Below are 15,537 nucleotides of genomic sequence, written 5' to 3'. Positions count from 1 at the left end.
CGTTACTCCTTCACGTAGTACATGTAGGCGACCATTGTTGGGTAGTTCGTCAAGATTCCATCGAAGCTCCCTTCGCGCAGGAATTGCAGGATGTAGGTTGGGTTGTCCAGCGTCCAAACAAATGCGCGGCGGTTGTTGCTGTGCATCGCTGCCACCGCTGCATCCTGGGTCCCAAGCGTCCAGCGTGGTGCCCAAATCGCAGCGTTGATGGCATCGGCCTGCTGGGTGGAAAGCTCGCACAAGGCCGGCGGGCGGGTTGCTTCGGGAAGGTTGCGGTAGGCTTGGTAAATCTCCTCGGTGGGAAGCCCCATCACAATCTCAATCTTCCGCCCAAGCTGCGTGGCCCGGGTGCGGACGGTGTCGAGCATCGGAAGAATGGCCGGAACAACGTCGGGGGTTTTAATATCCAGCCAGATAAAGTTCAAGGAGGTTTTTGTCACGGCGGTTTCCAACGCTTCGGCAAGGGTTGGTATCTGCTCCCCATTGGCCAGCGTGGTGAACCGCCGCAGCTGCCAGAAGGCGTAGTTGCTGATTGGACCAACCATGTAATCGCCGCGGACCAAGCGGGTGTTTAGGTTTTCATCGTGGTATAAAATCGGGACTCCATCGCTGGTAAGCCGCACGTCAATCTCCACGCCGCTGCAGCCCAATCGTTCGGCAAACTGAATCATCTCGCGGCTGTTTTCGGAGACGGGGTGAAGGTCGCTGTTGCGCCCTCCGCCGCGGTGGCCCAGTATCCAAAAATTCCTGATCAACGCCCTGATTGGTCGAATCCGCTCCATCACGATCTCGCGCTGCAATTCCCCTTCGGTTCCGCCCGATTTTCCCCGAATCGTTACCGTGCCGGTTGGCTGCAATCCTGCGCTAAGTTGGCGGCCCCCTTCGTCAGGGGCAATGAACAGCCGAACCCTTCCGGTCTCGTTCTGGTAGGCATATCGCCAGTATCCCTCAAACACAATCGTGTCGCCCAGGCTGCGGGCCTCAAGGATAAAAAAGGCAGAGTTTTTTCCGCAGAAGATGGAGGGGTTTTCGCCCCCCCAGCGAAGCACCACGGTATCGCCAAACTGCTCGGTGCCGGCCCGCACGTGATAGATGCCGTTCATCCACACGTACGACTGTTTGGGGATTGCCCCCCCACCTTCCAACAACGACTCGGCAGCGGTGAACTGCGGAATCACCGGGCTGAAATCGTTGCTGCACGAACCAAGCAGCACCGCAACGGCCAGCAACCACAGCAGGGAAAGACGGCTCATAACATCACCCCAAATTGGAATTCTGGATAGAACAAAAATTCGTTGAAGGTGCTGAAGGCCAGCCATGATTGATACATCGAGCGGGAGTAATAGACCTTCAGGGCGATGAACGCTCCGGTGCTTCCCCAAAACGGTTGCTCCAGCGTGGTGGTGAAGGCATATCCCCCCAGCACGTTCCGGTCCGACCCCGTCTCGATCCCCTCGGTGGCGGAGCTTCGGAACGTGACGAACTGCGCTTCGGCGCGCCCGCTTAGGTGGAAATCATCGAAATCAAACCCGGCACTGATTGCCGGAAAAGTAAGCCAGCTTTGCGCGTCAACATTGAACCCTTCGAAGGCCGCAAACCCGTACCAGTACGCCACCGAGTAACCCGCGCTGGCCGAGAAGCGGCCCAGCTTCCCGCGCCACTCCGCCCCGGCCGAAGCAAGGTTGGTGATGACGTTGCTGGCAACCCGCCCGGTGGCAGCAAAACCGAAGGGAAGGCCGTACCGAAGCTCAAGGTTCACCATTGGGACCTGGCGCAATTCTTCCTCGGCAACGATGCGGGGAAGGATGGTGATGCTGGCCCCAACCGCAGCGCGAACATCCCCCGAAGGAATCGGGCGCGGGGTCAGCAAGATTGGGTCGGGAGTTGCGGTGTTGGCAACGGCGGTGCCGGGTGGTGGGGGCGCGGTGGGTTGCGACGCAAGCGGTTGGCTCAGCAGCAACAACAACGCCACCCCCCAGCAGAGTGTGGCGCAACCACGCAGCCCGCAGCAATCCGCTGGGCGGTTCCAGATGCAAGGCATCGGCAGGTTCAGGAACATTGGTTCAGGGAAGTTGATTGGGAGAAACCGGCGCAGAGGGAAACCGAAAGGAGAGCGTTGGTCCGGCGGCGAAGATACAGCACCGATGGAATCCAACACACGCTTTGTTTGCCCCGAACGGAGGCAGCAGCGCGGCAATGGTTCCCGCTGGTTGGTATCGTTGGTTGCGTGGTTCTTCGCGTATATTCGCGCAGAAGCAAACGGGCTTCCATGCAAACATCAACGCACATTAACAATAAGCATCATGCAATCAATCCAACGGGCAGTTGGTTTTGTTCTTTTGATCCTGCTTTGTTCCGCGCCGGCAGCATTGGCGCAGAAGGGGAACCGCAAAGGGAAATCCAAACAACCAGCAATCGAGCTACGGCTGCAACTGAAGCCGGGAAAAACCTACCGAATGTGGATGGCCACCGACCAGGATATCACCCAAGAGGTCGCCGGGCAAAAAATCACCATCAACCAGATGATGGGGATGGGATACCGCTACCAGGTCCAAAGCGTTGACGATGCCGGGACCGCCACCATCACCATGGCCTACGACTCCATTGTGGTGCGGAACAAAACGCCGATGGGGGAGGTCAACTTCAACTCCGCCGATCTATCCAGCGATGCTACGCCAGAAACCGCGCCATACCGGGCGATGGTGGGTGCAGCGTTCACGCTAAAGCTGACAAAAATGGGCAAGGTGGAAAGCATCACCGGGATGGAAGAAATGATGGGGAAGATCGTGAGCGAAATGGGCACAGGCGACCCCGCACAAAAAGCGGCGATTGAGCAATCGCTGAAGAGAATGATCAGCAACGAAGCAATGGCCGAAACGATTGAGCGTTCGATGAATATCTACCCAACAACCCCGGTGGCGGTGGGGGATTCATGGAACCACAACATGGAGGTAGCGATGATGATGCCGATGACGGTGAACACCACCTACACCCTGAAGAACGTAGCCAACGGCGTTGCCGATCTGGACGTTCAATCCACCGTTACCAACAACGCCAACGCCAAGCCGATGGAGATGATGGGAATGGAGATAAACTACAAGCTGACCGGCACGCAAAAAGGGACGATGAAAGTGACGGTGGAAGATGGCTGGATTGCTACCTCATCGCTGAAGCAAACCTTGTTCGGCACCATGAGCATCAGCGGGGAGAACATCCCTGACATGATGAAAAACATCCCGGTGGCCGTGCAAAGCGCCATCACCATATCCTCGCGATAAAGGGGCTTGGAGTCTTGTGCCATGCAGCCGCAATCAACCAAACAGCGTGGGGTGGGGGCGTTGTTGCGGCTGCTGTTGGTGCTTCTGTTCCTTCTTGTGGTGTGCGATAAACACCCCGCGCCACAAAGCAACACCGCCAGCAAAGCCCAGCTGCGGCTGAAGCTGAAAGCCGGCGAAGCATGGCGGCATTGGACGCTGACCGAGCAAACCATTACACAGCAGGTGATGGACACCGCCGAAGCGATTCAGCAGGTGGTTGGAATTGGCGGAGTGATGGAGGTGTTGGGGGTTGATTCCAACGGCGCGGCGCACATCCGCTACACCTACGACTCCATCACCTTTGGCCAAACAATCGGGGACCGGAAGGTCAGTTTTAACTCGGCAGATTCGGCAGCCGATAGCGGCGGCAGGGTCCCGCCCATTGTGGCCATTTACCAAGCGATGGTGGGCACGGCGTTCACCATGAAGATGCTGCCAAACGGAACGATTGCAGAGTTGGCGGGATTGGATTCGCTGGCCAAGCAGATTGTGGAGAAGGCCACCGCCAATCCGGTGGCGGCGGCTGCTGCGGCACCGGAGGCGATGTTGGTGGGAATCAAGGAGATGGTCAGCAGCCAGGCACTTCGCAGCAATCTTCAGCGCACGCTGGCCATGTATCCCCCCAAGCCGGTTGCCCCGGGCGACACCTGGAGCAACGCCTTGATGCTCACGGCGGGAATCCCTCTGGAGATCATCACCACCCACACCGTGAAGGGGATGGATAGCAGCCGGATGATGGTGGATGTTCGCTCGGTCATCGCCGCAAGCAACCGCGCCGGAAGCATGGCCATCAGTGGGGTGCGCTTCCGGTACAACATGGCGGGGACGCAAACCGGGGCAATGGAGATAGACCGCGCCAGCGGATGGCCCGCAAGCAGCAAGTTCCACCAAACATTGTCGGGATTTATCGAGGTCCAAGGGGTGGATTCAAGCGACGGCATCCCCAGCAAAATCCCGATGGACGTTTCCACCACCATCACCAGCATGATCTGGAAGAAATAAACGCGTTGTTGCCGGAAGCGTGGTGATCCTGAGATTCGGAAATGGATACTTGGTTCGGTGGTGTCTCCAACCCACCCCCCGCCCAAGAGGGGGAGCCGCGCACAAGGCCAGGCAGGGAAGCCCCCGCCTCACTCCCCCTTTTCCCGGAGCGTGAAAATTTTCAGGAGGAGCACCCCCACCACCAACAGCACCACCACCCACAACACCGTTAGCGTGTTCAGCATGATTGTTTGCTGATCTGTTGTTATGATTCTTTCCGTTGCAGGTCGTGGATGCGGCGGCGTAGCTCCACGTTATCGCGCGAGACGTTCAGGCGGCGCGCCTCGTACACCGCTGGGACTTCGGAGGAGGAGACGGTGATCTCCCCACGCCGTGCCGCCTCGATCCGTTGCTGCAACTGCAACGCCTGCCCCGACATCCGCCGCGATTGCCCCGCCCCTTTCCCCGATGGCTCATCTCCAACCTGAGCTTCAGGTTCGGCCTGGCTTGCAGGCCGTGCGGCGGCGGGGGCGATTGATTCCATCTCAATCAATCGCCCCACCGGTTGCTGCAATTTTTGCGGGGTGATTGTTGGCTCAGCAATCGGAGATGGAGCCTCCGCCGGAGTTTCTGGAATTGGCGCGGCCACGGGATCCGGCTCTTTTGCAATCGTTGCCGTTGCCACAACTGGCGGCTCGACTTTTTCTGGAGCTGCGGGAGTTATCGGCACTGCTGGCGCGGGCGGTTCTTGCGGGATTGGCTCCACCGGGGGTGGCGTGGTGGTGGCCACTGTTGGCGCAACTGCCGGGGCAACGGCTGGCGCAACCGCAGCTGCTCCGGCTGGCGCGGCGGCGGCAATTGGGTTGGGGTCGCGCCCCACCACACGAACGTCTGGTTGCTCCGGCTGCCCGGTTGTTGGTGCGGAAGGAGTGTGGGCCGGTTTCTTCCGCGAGGAGCGGATCAGGATTGCCAGCGCGATGGTGAACAGCAGCAATCCGCCAATCACCGCAACAAGGACCCGCCAGTCGTTCAACGTTTCCATGAATGATCGTGAGGTGTGAGTAGGGGAGGATGTTGGTATCTGCTCCGGCGTGGAAGGCTGGATTGCCGGTGCTGGGTTGCTGGCAACGGGAGCTCCATCCCGCTGCTGAATCTGCTGCAAGGCTTGGCGGTCGTCCTCATCGGCGGGGACGGCAAGGTAGCGCGCGGCCAGCGAGTCGTTCCCGCTGCGGGCGTAAAGGACCCCAAGGGCCGAGGCGGCCCGCTGCTCGCCGGTGGCGTAGGCAACCCCCAGAAGCTCCTCGGCTTGCTGGGTCAGGCCCGACTCCAACGCCAGCAGGCCTTTGTGATATTGCTCTTGGTTGTAGGGAAGCCCGTTCCAATCGAACGTGTGGACGATCAGCCGTTTGGTGAATGGCCGCCAGAGCGTTGAGTATCCGAACCGCGCTCGGGAGGTGACGGTAAGCCGCAATCCGCCATCGGGAAGTGGGGAGAATCCTGCGGTCCCGCTGTGGCGATTACGCAGGTGGCGCAGCGTTGCGTTTGGGGCAATCGTGGTGCCCGGAAATCGAATCACCACCACGGTGGAATCGGTCTCGGCAAGGTCAACTTCGTAGCGAACGCTGTCGCTGAAGGTTATCACAAAATCGCGCTCGTTCCATCCGGCTTCCGTCACCTGTGTGGCAACCGCAGCAAGGGGGAGCAGAAGGGAGAGAAGAAGCCACAACGGGATGCATCGCCTAGACATGGGCGGCCTCCGGATCGGGAGTTTGCAGGGCCATTCCTTCGATTGCCCACTCACCCAGGGGAACTTCACGCGAGGGGAGAAGGTCATCGGGGATCATGGTCCCGCTGCTGACGAACCCCAGCGGAAGCCCAAGCCACCGCAGCGAGGAGATAACCCCGCCAAGCGACGGAGCTTCGTCCAGCTTCGTGAAGGTGACGTAGTTGATCCGTTCCCCCAAAAACAGCGCGGCGGTTTCCTGGATGGCCCGCTGGCTCATGGTTGCCGAAAGCACCAGGTGAATCTCGTCCGGCGCGGCGGCGGTGATGAACTCCGAAAGCTCCTCGCGTGCGGCGCGGTCGCTTCGCCCGGCGGTGTCAAGAATCACCAAGTCAATATCGCTTCCCAGCATCTGCTCGGTGATGTCGCGCGGTTCAAACGCAATGCCGAACGGGACGCTCAGGATGTCGGCAATGGTTTGCACCCCTTCCACCGAGCCAATCTTGTAGGTGTCGCAGCTGATGATTTTTACCCGCAAGCCAAAGTTCAGCACCGCACGCACGGCCAGCTTGTACATCATCGTGGTTTTCCCCGCGCCCGATGGCCCCACCAACGCCACCACAAACGGTTTTTCCCCGCTGGCGCGTGGGCGTATTCCTGGCAGCGATTCTTTCATCTTTTCGATGGCCGTATCAATCTCGTGCGAGGCAGCAAGTTTCAGTTCCTCATCGCTTGGCTCGTTCTTCCCCACCGATTGGAACAACGCCCGCACCAATGCCGAGGCGGTGCGGCGGTCGAAGTCGGAGGTGATAAGGCTGGAGTAGAGCTTGCGATACTGCGCCGGAAGGGAGCTGACCTGCTCGGCGCGCATCCATTCGTGAAGCTCGCCCAGAAGCTCTTCCATGTGTGCCAGCCGTGCCTCGATCGCTGCGGACTGTAAAGATGAATCGGGAAGTTCCCCGCTGTCGCGTACAAATGCCTTCATGGATATATCGGTAGTCGGGAATCGGTTGTCGGTTAGGATGTTGTTGAATCGGGAAATGGCCATTGGCCGGCTGCAGAAGATAGGGCTGCGGAATCCGGAGATGGAGATTGCCTGCGCCCCCTGTTACTTCTGGCAGAAGCTACCGTTTTTCAGTTGAACGGCGATGGAGGCGGCTCCGCGCAATGGCATCCCGATGGCGCAAAGTTACATGGGGATTACCGATTGACTTGCACAGGGTGGGGTGGCGTTGTGATGTTCGCGCTATCTTTGGCGCGGCAATTCCCGTTCGCCAAACCACCGTGGCGGCTGGGACCTGGCCCGGCTTCGTCCGTTCCGAACAGAATTTTCCCGTAATCCATGCTTCACACTCGGCTCCTTCTTTGTTCGCTTGGCGTTGCCCTTTCGTTGGCTGCCTGCCGCTCCTTCGATGACCAAATCAAAGGGGTGATTGCCCTTGATGAGGTTGAGTACGCCGATTCCTCCGGCGCGAAAGGGGTGTATATGATCGGCCTGAAGCCGTTCAGCCAAGCGGACCCCGCCACGTTGGTGGTGGACCCCTGGCGGATCATCACCGATAAGTTCCCCGACTCCATCCACCTGTACGTTCGCGTTTTCGACCGCGCTGGCTACCTTATCACCAACCTTGCGCCGCCGTACTACGACGGCCCGGGCGATTACCGTGCAATCTGGAGCGGGCTAACCGAGCAGATTGGAACCGACGGCCAGCCGGAAAAGATTGAGAACTTCACCGTGCGCGAGTTCAGCGAAAAAGATGGCTTGCCGAACGAGCTTGCGTTGGTGCTGGATTACTCCGGCACAATGGCCAGCAGCATCGGGTTGCTGGAGAACGCGGCCCAATCGTTCGTGAAGCTGAAACGCCCCGCCGACCGGATCACCGTGGTGAAGTTCGACGACAAACCGCAGCTTGCCGCAAAAGCCAGCACCCAAACCGATGAGCTTCTGGGCATCTTCGGCAACGGGTTGAAGGGGTTTGGGAACTACACCGCAATGTATTCCGCAGCGAAGTTGGGGGGGGAACAGCTTGCCGCCGCCCCCGCCGCAAACCCCCGCGCACTGATCCTGTTCACCGACGGGGAGGACAACGCCAGCAACATCAATGAGTTGGACCTGTACGCGTTCGTCAAGAAACACAACATCCCAATTTTCACCGTTGCGTTCGGCGCGGTGAACCGTGGCGTGCTGCAGGAGCTAAGCAAGTACAGCGGCGGGAAATTTTACCAAACCGACGACCCCAAAAAGCTGCCAGCAATCTTCGAGGATATATACCGTAGCCTGCGGAATTACTACTTGGTGAGCTATCAGCCAATCAACGCCGGCGGGCGGCATATCGCACGGGTTGGGCTGAATCCCCCGGGCGCGCCGGAGCCGGCCGCAGGGAAGATTGAGTACGAAACCAGCGGGCCGCGGCTATCCCCCAATTCGATCACCGAGAACAACGCCGAACCGATTGAGCGGCGAATCCAATTTGCCTACAACTCGGCGGATCTTCTGCCGGAATCGAATCCGGCGTTGGACACAATCGCGGCGCGGATGAAGCGGAACCCACGGTTAGAGATCAAGATTGAGGGGCACGCATCGGCAGAAGGAACGCCCGAGCGGAATCAGCTCCTTTCCGAGCAACGTGCCCAGGCGGTCCGGCAAGCGTTGATCGAGCGGGGAATCGCCGAGCAGCGGCTGACCTCGCAAGGCTACGGAAGCACAATGCCGATTGACAGCAACGAAAGCGAAGAAGGGCGGAAGCTCAATCGCCGCGTCGCCATCGTCGTCACGCGGCGGTGAGTGGGGGGGCGGGGATTGGGTTTGACCAACTGCGTGGCCCTGTGCGTTGCTCCCCCTCTTGGGAGGGGGTGGGGGGGTGGGTTGGGGACACACACGAAACTGCTTTCCCTTCCGAATCTCAGGATCATCGCCTTCCGCAACCAACGCGAACCTCCGCTTGTTCGGTGGTGTCCCCGAACCCACCCCGCCCTGTCGGGCACCCCTCCGTTGGAGGGGAACGCTTCGGGAGGTTCAGAGAACAACGGGTATTCCCCCTCCCCAACGCAGTCGGGGGTAGCCGCCCCGACCTCCGTCGGGATTGATAAAAGGTCTTTAGCCTTCGGCTACAGAGGACGAGGGGCATCGGCAAACCCGCGTTGCTCCCCCAAACCTCAGGATCATCGGTTATCGCACCTTGCAAGCATTCAACCCGAACCAGCGTGAGATGTGGTGGCGGTTGATGGCCACCAGTTTGTAGGCAATCACTTGCAGCAGAAGCAGCGGCGGAAGCAGGATAAACGGAAGCGCCAGCAGCGTCCACGGGGGTGAGGTCAGCAGGAACCAGTTCACCCCAAACGCCCCGCCAAAAACCTTCCCCGATTTGGTGATGACATACAGCCGCTTGTCGCAGTCATCGTAGGTGATACCATATTTTTTTAGTTCTTCTTCGCTGTGGGAGAAGTAGGGTTGGATGCTGTACGCCCCCGGGCGTGCCATTTTGGGGCAAAGGTTTGTGGCCAACCACGTGCAGATGCCGCAATCGCCATCGAACAGCAAATGGTTCTTTCCGTCGTGATGAATCATGCGATTCGAACTCCATTTCTAACAATGATTTCTGATCCTTCAGCCATGAATGCCGAGAGCGGAGGATCCGCCAGCACGGGGGCAAACTCCGGCCCGTAGAGTTGCTGGGCGTTGCAGATCAGCCGTGGGTTGGCACAACGCCGCGCGGTCCAGCGTGGGTGCTCCACTTGATACTCCACCGTCCCGCCATCCCGTTGCCGGGCATACCCCCAGTAGTGTTCGGTGATGAACTCCTCCTCCGATCCGTCGGCGATTGGCTGCGGTTGGCCAATTGGCTGGACCGCCATGCTGTTCCACACTCCGTTCAGCTTCCACCCATACTCAACGTTTGCGTTGGCCTCTGCCGCGTTCCCTCCCATTCCTCCTTCTGTTGTGAAGCAATGGCGCATCGGCATTGCCACGTAGTTCTCGTTGTAGAAAATGCGTGCGGCAGCAGCAATCGCCCAGCGGGGAACGATTTCCTTGATGAACACCACTCCACGCCGCACCTGGCCGTTGACCACGCGCCGCACGTAGAACCGCAAGTTCACCTCCTCAAAATTCCGATGGAAGGGAATTGGCAGCCCCATCACTTTGGTATCCAAAAAAAGGAATCCGACCAAGCTGGCATAGGTGCGCCCCTGCCACGTGTCAAGCACCGTCCCGTTGGGAACCAGCGGAAGGAGCGTTGCCGGGGGAACCAAGTAATTGAGCATCACCAGATGCCGCCACTGGCCAGTAAGAAAGATAGAGGGCTGCGGCATGAAGCCACGGGTTATAGTGATTGGAGGAAGATGCCCGAATCTAAGAACCTGGCTAAAATTTGAAGTAGGAAAAATCGAGGATCGGCATGGAAGCAAAGCGAATCGCCAGTCATATTCTTCCGCTGACTGTGTTCCCTCCATCGTCCCCCCACTGTGACAGTGTGCGATGACCGCTTCCCAATTGTGTTGTGGCTCTTGCACCGCCACCGCCCTTTCGCTATGTTGCGCCCCGCGTTTTTCTGACAGCGGAGAGGTTTCCCGAACAATGAAGGACTTCCAGATAAAAAAGCTCTATTACTCCATCAGCGAAGTAAGCAAGATGGTGGGATTGGAGCAGTACGTCCTTCGGTATTGGGAGTCGGAGTTCGAGCAGTTGCGCCCGCAGAAGAACAGGGCCGGAAATCGGATTTACACCAACAAGGAAATCGAGTTGGTGAAGCTCATCAAGAAGCTGACCCGCGAGCATCGCTACACTATCGAAGGTGCGCGGCAGATTCTGGAGACGATGGACCTGGAGGCGATTCTGGCACCAGCAGCAGAAGGAGGGACGGCGGAGTTCACAATCCCCGGCACAGAAGCTCCGGCAACCATAACCGAACCTACCAACTCGCTCCCCGACGACGTTCGCCGGGACCTGCAGGCGATTCGCGATTCGTTGGTGGAAATCCTTCAGGTGCTGGATTCTTCGCCAGCCGAGAAGGCCACAGCTCATTAAGGGAACAAGAGCGGGGGGCAACTGAGCAAGGGGAACATAAAGTACATTTCGGCGTGTAGCGCAGCCCGGTAGCGCACCACTTTGGGGTAGTGGGGGTCGTGGGTTCAAATCCCGCCACGCCGACAAGGAAAGCCTGCTTCTTGCAGGCTTTCGCTGTTTTGGGAGATTTGCCCCATTCCCGCGGCCCGCAGCTGGCTGGATTCCGTTGGCGTGTTATCTTGTTGGCGTGGTTTGTTAGTCTGCTGTGGGGGGTGTGGAACCTCTCCATTCTTCCCGCCAGCGCGACGTATCACCAAGCACCAATTCCCTTCCCTTGATGCACGAAGAACTTCCGCTTTCATCTGCCCCTTCAACCAAGCCTTCCGTTGCCGAAACGCTTCGCGCAGCAACCACAGCCCAGCAGGTGCTGATTGCGTTGTTGCTTGCGTTGGCGTTTACGCTGGCGTTCCGGGAAATCCGCGACCTTGACACCGGCTTCCACCTGAAAGCTGGCGATTGGATGCTGCAAAATTTCCGCTGGCCGGGCAACGATGTCTTCACCTACACCATCAACGACCACCCCTACATTGATATGTATTGGGGCTATCAGGTGGTGCTTTCCATCACCAACTCCATCGGCGGGGAGTTCCTGATTGTGGCCATTAACGCGCTGTTGGTGGTGCTGAATTTCTGGCTGGTGATCAAACGCACCCAGCAGCTTGGTTCCATCCGCCAGTTCAGCTTTGGGGTGGTGATGTTTGTTGGCGTTTTTGCGGCAAGCTACCACTTCGGCATCCGCCCCCACATCTTCTCCTTCCTCTTCCTCAATCTGATCCTGCTGGTTCTGGAGAACTACTACCGCGACCGCTCCACAAAACTGTGGCCGCTTCCGGTTATCATGCTGCTGTGGGTGAATATGCACACGATTTTTGTGCTTGGTTGGGTTGCTTTTTTCTGCTACTTCGTTGGCATTTCCATCGAGCAGCGGAAGCTGGATATGAACCTGCTGAAATGGTGCGCAATCGGCGTGGTGATCTGCTTGCTGAACCCCTACACCTACCACTGCTTCCTGTTGCCGCTGGAACAATTCGGGTTCCTGCAAGGGGGGAACCTGTTCAAAAAAATGATTAGCGAATATGCCTCCCCATTCAAAGGGCGCACGCTAACAGGAATGTATTGGCTGAACGGAGAGCTTGTCCTGTTCCAGCCAAATTTCTTCTTCCACCTTTTCTTGGTGCTGACGTTGGTTGCCGTTGGTGCGCGATTGCTGAAGGAAAAAATCGTCAAAATCCACGAGCTGCTGCTGGTGGTGATTTTTAGCTATCTGATGGCATCGGCATTCAAGAATATCGGCTATTTCTTGATGGCACTGATGCCGTTGGTGGTCCATGGGATTGGCGCGTTATTCTACCGCCACCGCGACCGCCTTACCCCCGCCGGAACCCGCCTTCGCGATGCCTTGCCAACCGCGCTCACTTCCGAAAAAATGCTGCTGTGGGGAAGCGTTGGGATGATTGTTGTTGTGGTGCTGGCCTCGATGCGCGTTGCCACCAACGCCTACTACATCGGCTGGCGCTCGCGCGATGTCACCGGCTACCGATACAGCACAAATAATATGCCGATGCGTTCGGCGCAATTTCTTCGGGATAATGGGCTAACGGGGCGGTTGTTCAACCACATCAATTTTGGCGGCATTTACATGTATATGCTGCCGCAAAAAGTTTTTATTGATGCAAGAAATGAGGTGATCGGCGAAGAATTTTTTAAGGAGTTCAGCTCCTTCCGGACACCGAAAGGGCGGGAAGCAATTCTGCGGAAATACGACCCGCAGATCATCGCCTTCCCGCGCCGCGTTGAGGAGCGATACTGGCTTCCGCCGCTCCGTAAATCGCCCGATTGGCGACTGGTCTATCTGGACGATATTTCGATGGTGTTCTTGAAGAAAGATTACGCTCCGCAAATCCCTACTCTAGATTCCAATAAAGCTGCCGAGGGTGCGCCGGCGCGCTCGCTTCAGGAAATAGATGAAATTATCTACCAGTATAAACCCAGCAGTTTCTTCAGCGGATTTTTCAAGCCTCAATATTTCCCGAACGAGGAAATGGATGTTGTTGGCGGGATGCTGGCAATGCGCTGGATTGAGCCAGCAATCCGCTACGGCGTTGAAGGAATACGCCGCAGCACCGTTGACGTGCCCGAGATGTATTACAACCTTGCCGAAGCCTTCCGGTTGCGTGGCGATTGGGAACGCGCCATTTATTGCTACCGCCGGTACCACACCGCCAACCCAACGGCGGAATCAGTAAAGAAAATCCGGTACTGCCAGCAGATGGCAATTCGGCAGCAACGCGGGATGGGGAATGAGCAACCTCCAGCAGCAATCCCGGAGGAGAATGCCGACACCACCAGCAGTAATCAACTTGACCAATAAAGGGTATTTTTTCTGATGCTGAACGAACAGGAAAATAATCGGCAGGGCGATGCCGCGTTGATCCGTGGTGAGTGGGGGAAAGGGATGTGGTGGATGATTGCTGCGATGATGGTGATGGGGGTGATGCTGGCGTTCCAGGAAATTCGCGATTTAGATATTGGCTTCCACCTGAAGGCAGGGGAATGGATTCTGGAGAATATGCGATTCCCCGGGAACGACCCCTTCACCTACACCATCACCGACCGCCCGTACATAGATATGTATTGGCTTTATCAGGTGACGCTGGCATTAACGAATAACATTGCCGGGCCGTTCGGAATGGTGCTTCTGAATGGGCTGGCGGTGGGGTGCAGCATTTTTCTTCTGTTCCGCCGTACGGCCCAGTTGGTGACGTTGAATAATCCGTACGTTGCGCCGGTTCTGTTCGTGGCGGTGATGACGTGCAGCTATTTTTTCTTTATCCGACCTCACATTTTCAGCTGGATTTTCCTTAACCTCCTCCTCTTTTTTCTTGAACGCTACCGCCGCGACCGCTCCGCAGCACTGTGGCCGATTGCCCTGATTATGCTGCTGTGGGTGAACACCCATGCCCTGTTTATTCTGGGATGGATTGTCTTTTTCTGCTATTTCGTTGGGGATAGCTTGAAGAATCGGAAGGCCGATGTCAATCTGCTGAAATGGTCGGCAATTGCGGTGGCTGCCTGTTTTATCAATCCCTATTTCTACGAGGGAGCTGTTTTGCTTCCGCTGGAGCAGTTTGGTTTTTTGCAGTCGGGGAATTTATACAAGGATATGATCGGCGAATATATGTCCCCATTTTCCGGGTTTACGTTCGCTTGGTATTCCCTGGATGGCAGCTTTATCTTGTTCCAGCCAGCGTTATTCTTTCACCTTTTTATCCTGCTGACGGTCGTGGGGTTGCTGTTGCGTTGGTTGCGTGGCGGCATTCGGTGGGTTGAGTTCCTGCTTTTTGCATTCTTTACGTTCGTGCTTCTGTCAGCGTTCAAAAACATCGGCTATTTCGTGATGGTGGTTGCGCCGATTGTGGCCGCCGGGTTTGCTTCGTTGGTGAAGAAGAAAGAGGGAGAGGTGGAGATGGAGGAGGCTCAGAGTGGGGGAGGTGGAACGGCAGCAACGCGTTGGAGCTTGATTGCGGTTGGCGTGCTCTGCTTCCTAACCTGTGTTCGCGTTGTCACCGACGATTATTGGGTGGCATGGCGCGGGCTTGGAACGTTCGGGTATCAGTTTGCCGATAATAAAATCCCGATAAAAGCTGCTGAATTTATCCGAAGCAATAACCTTGATGGGCGCATCCTGAACCAGATAAATTTTGGCGGGATTTTCATGTGGAAACTCCGCCAGCCAATTTTTATTGATGCCAGGAATGAGGTGATCGGCGAAAAATTCTTTGCCGAATATCTGCGCATGGCAACCGACACCGGAAAGCTGGCGCTGATTGAGCACTACCGCCCAGTGATTATCTCCTTCCCTCACAAAAACGAATCGCCCTGGCTGCGGTTTTTTCACAGCCGCACCGATTGGAGGCTGGTGTATATTGACCAAGTGGCGGCGGTTTTTCTGAAGCAGGGATACGCGCCGCAAATTCCTGCAATCAGCGAGCGGGATTTGCTTGCCACCGGGCCACAGCGGACAAAGGAGGAGATGGAGGCAATCATCACCAATTTCAAGCCGGATGGTTTTTTTGCGGGATTTTTCCGCCAGCAATACTCGCCAGCGGCCGAGGGGGATATGATGAAAGCCTGTTTGCGGATGGGGTGGAACCGTGCGGCGGCGCAGATCGGGATTGAAGGCATCCGCCGCAGCACCATCAATTATCCCGATTTATTCTACAACACCGGAATTGCGTTCGAGCAGCTGCGGGATTACGACCTTGCCGAGCAGTGCTACCGCTTGCATGATGGCATCGTGAAAACGGACTACGGAGCCAAAGCCTTGCGGCGGATAGAGCAACTGAAGCAGCAATAATCCCCCATCACGGTCTGCATCCTGCGGTTTGCCGGCCACCCCTTCAAGGGAAGGGGGGCCGCTTCGGGAGGGTTGGAATCTGATCCCATTTTCC

At 57.4% G+C, this 15,537-nt stretch carries 12 protein-coding genes and 1 tRNA gene; 7 read left to right on the top strand and 6 right to left on the bottom strand.

What is annotated here, in order from left to right; genetic code table 11:
- Positions 1-2 precede the first annotated feature (2 nt).
- On the bottom strand, positions 3-1,253 hold the full coding sequence (locus tag IPM61_01315; GenBank protein MBK8909945.1) for a glycerophosphodiester phosphodiesterase: 1,251 nt from the start codon (positions 1,251-1,253) through the stop codon (positions 3-5).
- Positions 1,250-2,059, bottom strand: a complete 810-nt coding sequence (locus tag IPM61_01310; protein ID MBK8909944.1) for a hypothetical protein — start codon at positions 2,057-2,059, stop codon at positions 1,250-1,252. Before IPM61_01310 ends, IPM61_01315 begins: the two co-directional genes overlap by 4 nt.
- Before the next feature lie 244 nt (positions 2,060-2,303).
- On the opposite strand from IPM61_01310, the gene IPM61_01305 reads away from it, so the two are divergent.
- Both IPM61_01305 and IPM61_01300 read left to right on the top strand, forming a co-directional pair.
- A complete protein-coding gene (locus IPM61_01305; protein ID MBK8909943.1) occupies positions 2,304-3,278 on the top strand; it encodes a hypothetical protein in 975 nt (324 codons plus the stop codon).
- A 21-nt stretch (positions 3,279-3,299) separates the two neighbouring features.
- Positions 3,300-4,319, top strand: coding sequence for a hypothetical protein (locus IPM61_01300; protein MBK8909942.1), 1,020 nt, complete (start codon positions 3,300-3,302; stop codon positions 4,317-4,319).
- A gap of 244 nt (positions 4,320-4,563) precedes the next feature.
- Here IPM61_01300 and IPM61_01295 read toward each other — a convergent pair whose 3' ends face one another.
- The gene (locus IPM61_01295) at positions 4,564-6,045 is read right to left on the bottom strand and encodes a hypothetical protein (protein ID MBK8909941.1); all 1,482 of its coding nucleotides are present in this window, start codon (positions 6,043-6,045) and stop codon (positions 4,564-4,566) included.
- A complete protein-coding gene (locus tag IPM61_01290) occupies positions 6,038-7,069 on the bottom strand; it encodes a hypothetical protein (protein ID MBK8909940.1) in 1,032 nt (343 codons plus the stop codon). Before IPM61_01290 ends, IPM61_01295 begins: the two co-directional genes overlap by 8 nt.
- A gap of 294 nt (positions 7,070-7,363) precedes the next feature.
- Here IPM61_01290 and IPM61_01285 point away from each other — a divergent pair, with 294 nt between their 5' ends.
- The gene (locus tag IPM61_01285; GenBank protein MBK8909939.1) at positions 7,364-8,806 is read left to right on the top strand and encodes an OmpA family protein; all 1,443 of its coding nucleotides are present in this window, start codon (positions 7,364-7,366) and stop codon (positions 8,804-8,806) included.
- Between the two features lie 384 nt (positions 8,807-9,190).
- On the opposite strand, the gene IPM61_01280 is transcribed toward IPM61_01285, so the two are convergent.
- Together IPM61_01280 and IPM61_01275 are read right to left on the bottom strand one after the other, a co-directional pair.
- Positions 9,191-9,589: a DUF393 domain-containing protein gene (locus tag IPM61_01280; GenBank protein ID MBK8909938.1), complete on the bottom strand. Its 399-nt coding sequence runs from the start codon at positions 9,587-9,589 to the stop codon at positions 9,191-9,193.
- Positions 9,586-10,332 (bottom strand): DUF2071 domain-containing protein, encoded by a 747-nt coding sequence (locus tag IPM61_01275; protein ID MBK8909937.1) that lies wholly within the window; start codon positions 10,330-10,332, stop codon positions 9,586-9,588. The genes IPM61_01280 and IPM61_01275 overlap by 4 nt, the downstream gene beginning before the upstream one ends.
- A gap of 265 nt (positions 10,333-10,597) precedes the next feature.
- On the opposite strand from IPM61_01275, the gene IPM61_01270 reads away from it, so the two are divergent.
- The 4 genes from IPM61_01270 to IPM61_01255 all read left to right on the top strand — a co-directional run bounded on the left by IPM61_01270 (position 10,598) and on the right by IPM61_01255 (position 15,443).
- Positions 10,598-11,047 (top strand): MerR family transcriptional regulator, encoded by a 450-nt coding sequence (locus tag IPM61_01270; protein MBK8909936.1) that lies wholly within the window; start codon positions 10,598-10,600, stop codon positions 11,045-11,047.
- A 49-nt stretch (positions 11,048-11,096) separates the two neighbouring features.
- Positions 11,097-11,170 (top strand) — tRNA-Pro (locus IPM61_01265).
- A 193-nt stretch (positions 11,171-11,363) separates the two neighbouring features.
- A complete protein-coding gene (locus tag IPM61_01260; protein ID MBK8909935.1) occupies positions 11,364-13,457 on the top strand; it encodes a hypothetical protein in 2,094 nt (697 codons plus the stop codon).
- 15 nt (positions 13,458-13,472) lie between these two features.
- The gene (locus IPM61_01255) at positions 13,473-15,443 is read left to right on the top strand and encodes a hypothetical protein (protein MBK8909934.1); all 1,971 of its coding nucleotides are present in this window, start codon (positions 13,473-13,475) and stop codon (positions 15,441-15,443) included.
- Positions 15,444-15,537: the final 94 nt, after the last annotated feature.

The sequence above is a fragment of the Chlorobiota bacterium genome, from assembly GCA_016710285.1.
In the GTDB taxonomy this organism is placed as follows: domain Bacteria; phylum Bacteroidota; class Ignavibacteria; order OLB7; family OLB7; genus OLB7.
This window is presented reverse-complemented; position numbering and strand designations above follow the sequence as displayed.